This window comes from Sandarakinorhabdus oryzae (assembly GCF_009733735.1).
GTDB classification, from domain to species: domain Bacteria; phylum Pseudomonadota; class Alphaproteobacteria; order Sphingomonadales; family Sphingomonadaceae; genus Sandarakinorhabdus; species Sandarakinorhabdus oryzae.
On the sequence record NZ_WNJP01000227.1, the window covers coordinates 1 to 3643 of the forward strand.

Annotated in this window: 2 protein-coding genes; both read right to left on the reverse strand. The window is 68.1% G+C overall.

Annotated features, from left to right (window positions below; all coding sequences use genetic code 11):
- Positions 1–844 (reverse strand): histone deacetylase family protein (locus GJ693_RS14630; RefSeq protein WP_156257001.1); only part of this gene is annotated, 844 nt, incomplete at its 3' end.
- Complete coding sequence (pepN, locus tag GJ693_RS14635) at positions 841–3420, reverse strand: aminopeptidase N (RefSeq protein WP_156257002.1); 2580 nt, start codon at positions 3418–3420, stop codon at positions 841–843. The genes pepN and GJ693_RS14630, both read right to left, overlap by 4 nt.
- Between the last annotated feature and the right edge of the window lie 223 nt (positions 3421–3643).

The following is a 3643-nucleotide window of genomic DNA, read 5'->3' on the forward strand; positions in this document are numbered from 1 at the left end:
CATAGCCGCCGCCCAGCGTCACCGCCAATGCCGCGCCGGCCCGTGCGACGGCGCGCGCCACCAGTACCTCGCGCGCGGCGAGGCCGGCATCGGTGAGCGCCAGTCGGCCAAGCCGGTCATCCTGATGCGGATCGACGCCGGCCTGATGCAACACAAGGCCGGGCCGGTGCCGCGCGAGCAGTGCGGCCAGCGCCGGTTCCAGCGCGGCGAGATAATCGGCATCCCCGGTGCCATCGGGCAGACCGATATCGACGTGGGAGCGTGCCTTCCTGACCGGGAAATTCTTCTCGGCATGGATCGACAGCGTGATGATGTCGTCGCGGCCGGCCATGATACGGGCGGTGCCATCACCCTGGTGCACGTCGCAATCCACGATCAGGATGGTGCCCACCTGGCCTTCGCGTATCAGCCGGTTGGCAGCGATGGCCAGATCGTTGGTCACGCAATAACCCGCCCCGCCCTCCGGTCCGGCGTGGTGGCTGCCGCCAGCGCCGTTGGCCGCCCAGCCGTGCGCGAGGGCATGGAGCGCAGCACTATGAGTGCCGCCGGCCACCAGCCGCGTGCGGCGGGCAACGGCGGGGGTGACGGGCAGGCCGATGCGGCGTTCGATCTCGGGCGGCACGCGGGCAGCCAGCACGGCATCGACATAAGCGGAATCATGGACGGCATGGAGCCATGGCGCCGGCATCGGCTGCGGATCGAGCACCGCCACCGCCTGCCCGCGGGCGGCCAGCGCCGGCAACAGCAGCGCATATTTCGACATCGGGAAACGATGCCCCGGCGGCAGCGGCGGGGCATAATCGGCGTGGAAGAACAGCGGGAGCGGCGGCGCCCCCAGGGTCATGCCAGCGCCCGCGAGGCCATTTCCAGCACGTCCTTGGAAATGCCACTGGTGCCGGCGATGCGTTCCAGCTCGGCGCGCATCAGGGCGCCGCGGGCCTCGTCAAAGCGGCGCCAGCGGCCCAACGGCACTGCCAGGCGCGCCGCGCTCTGCGGGTTGATGCGATCGACGGCGATCAGCTGATCCGCCAGCAGGCGATAACCGGCGCCATCGGCAGCGTGGAACCAGCGCTGGTTGGCGGCAAAGGCGCCGATCAGGCTGCGCAGCCGGTTGGGATTGGCGATGGTGAAATCGGGATGGCCGATCAACGCCTGCACGCTGGCCAGCACGTCGGGCCGGTTGGCCAGCGCCTGCACGCTGAACCATTTGTCGATCACGTCGTTGTTGCCGGCAAAGCGCTGGTGGAAATCGGCGAGCACCGGCTCGCGGTCGGGCGACGAGCTGTTCACCAGCGCCGTCATCGCCCCCATGCGATCGGTCATCGTCGCGGCGGTGTCATACTGGCGACGGGCGGCGGCAAGGGCTTCATTGGAACCGGCGCTGACCAGGTAACCCAGCGCCACATTGGCCAGCCGGCGGGCGCCCTTGGCCTCCGGTGTCAGCGCCGCCGGATCGCCGGCCAGCGCTGCCACCTGCCCGGCATAGGCATCCCACCACAGGCCTTCCAGCCCCTGGGCGATGGCCAGCCGTGCGGCGTCGCGGCGGCGGTGGATGGCCTCCACCTCTACTTGCGCGGCGGCGTCGCCAATGAACGCCTCGGTCGGCAGCAGCACCGCCTCGCCCTTGAAGGCGGCATCAAGACCGGGATCGGTGAGCGTGCCGCGCACCGCTGCGACCAGTTCGGCCGGATCGTCATCGGTGGAGAGCACCGACAGGGCCAGGCGCTGGAACGCCTCCCAACGGGCGAACGGATCGTCATCGTGGGCGGCAAGGAAGGCGAGATCGGCGCGCGCGGTTTCGGCGTCCACCACCACCGGCGCGGAGAAACCGCGATTGAGGCTGGGTAGCACCGGCTCGGCGACAGCATCGAAGGTGAGGTGGGTGACCGCGTCCTTCAGTTGCACCACCAGTTCATCGCCGATGCGGCGGCCGGTCTCGCGGCCGATCAGCGCCAACCGGAACGGCATGTGCACAGTCTGCTTGTGCGGCTGGCCGGGCGTGGCCGGCACGGACTGGCGCAGCGTCACCTCGACCTTGCTGCCGGCCTGGCGCAGATCGACCGTCACGCGCGGCGTGCCAGCCTGCTCATACCAGCGGCGGAACTGGCCGAGATCGATGCCATTGGCATCCTCCATCGCCTTCACCCAATCCTCACAGGTGACGGCCTGGCCATCGTGGCGTTCGAAATAGAGATCGGTGCCGCGCCGGAAGCCATCCACGCCCAGCAGCGTGTGCAGCATGCGGATGACTTCGGCGCCCTTGTTGTAGATGGTCGCCGTGTAGAAATTGGCGATCTCGACATAATGATCGGGGCGGATCGGGTGGGCCAGAGGTCCCGCATCCTCCGGGAACTGCACGGCGCGCAAGGCGCGCACGTCGTCAATGCGCTTGACGGCAGCACTGCCCTGATCGGCGCTGAACTGCTGATCGCGGAAGACGGTGAGGCCTTCCTTCAGGCTCAGCTGGAACCAGTCGCGGCAGGTGACGCGATTGCCGGTCCAGTTGTGAAAATATTCATGGGCGACCACGCCGGCGACCGCATCGAAATCCATGTCGGTCGCGGTTTCGGTATCGGCCAGGATATATTTGGAATTGAAGATGTTGAGGCCCTTGTTCTCCATCGCGCCGGCGTTGAAATCGGCCACGGCGACAATGTTGAACTCATCAAGGTCATATTCGCGGCCATAAACGCGCTCGTCCCAGGCCATGCTGGCCTTCAGCGCGGCCATGGCGTGGGCGCAGCGCGGCACGTCGGCGGCGGCCGTCCAGATCGCCAGCTTCACCTGCCGGCCGCTCATGGTGACGAATTCATCCTCCAGTGCGGAAAGCTGCCCGGCGACCAGCGCGAACAGGTAACAGGGCTTGGGCCAGGGATCGGTCCAGCTGATCTCGTGGCGGCCACCGGGCAGATCATGGGCGTCACCGCGGTCGCCGTTGGAGAGCAGCACGGGATAAGCCGCCTTGTCGGCCTCCAGCCGCACCGAATAGCGCGAGAGCACGTCCGGCCGATCCGGGAACCAGGTGATGGAGCGGAAGCCTTCGGCCTCGCACTGGGTGACCAGTCGGCCCTCGCTGGCATAAAGCCCCATCAGCCTTGTGTTGCGCTGCGGGTGGATGACCACTTCGGTTTCCACCACCGCAGTATCACCGCTGATCGACAGGCTGAGCGTGTCGCCATTGGGATAGGCCGGCACCGAGGCCCCATCGATGCGGATGGCGCTGGTTTCGAGCGCATGGCCATCGAGCACCAGCGGCCGCTGGTGCGTGCCATTGCGCTGCACATGGAGGCGGGCCTTGACCACAGTGCGCACCGGATCGAGCCGGAAATCCAGGTGGACCTGCGGCACGAGCCAATCCGGCTCGCGATAGTCCGACAGGCGCACTTCGGCCAGCGGCGGCGTGTTTCGGGCATCCAGCATGGGCCTATGGTGCGCGAAAGCCCCTGTCAGGGAAAGCGGTTTCTGCCGTCATTCTACCGGCACGGGCGGCGGCAGCATCAACCCGGCGAGCACCGCCCATTCGGCTTCGGCCTCGGCCTTCAACAGCGCAAGCGCCCGCGCATCGCCGGCTGTCAGCACGGCGCCGAGCGCCGCCGCACGGGCATCGCGGCCCGTCGCCGCATCACCCACCAGCGGCCGCGCG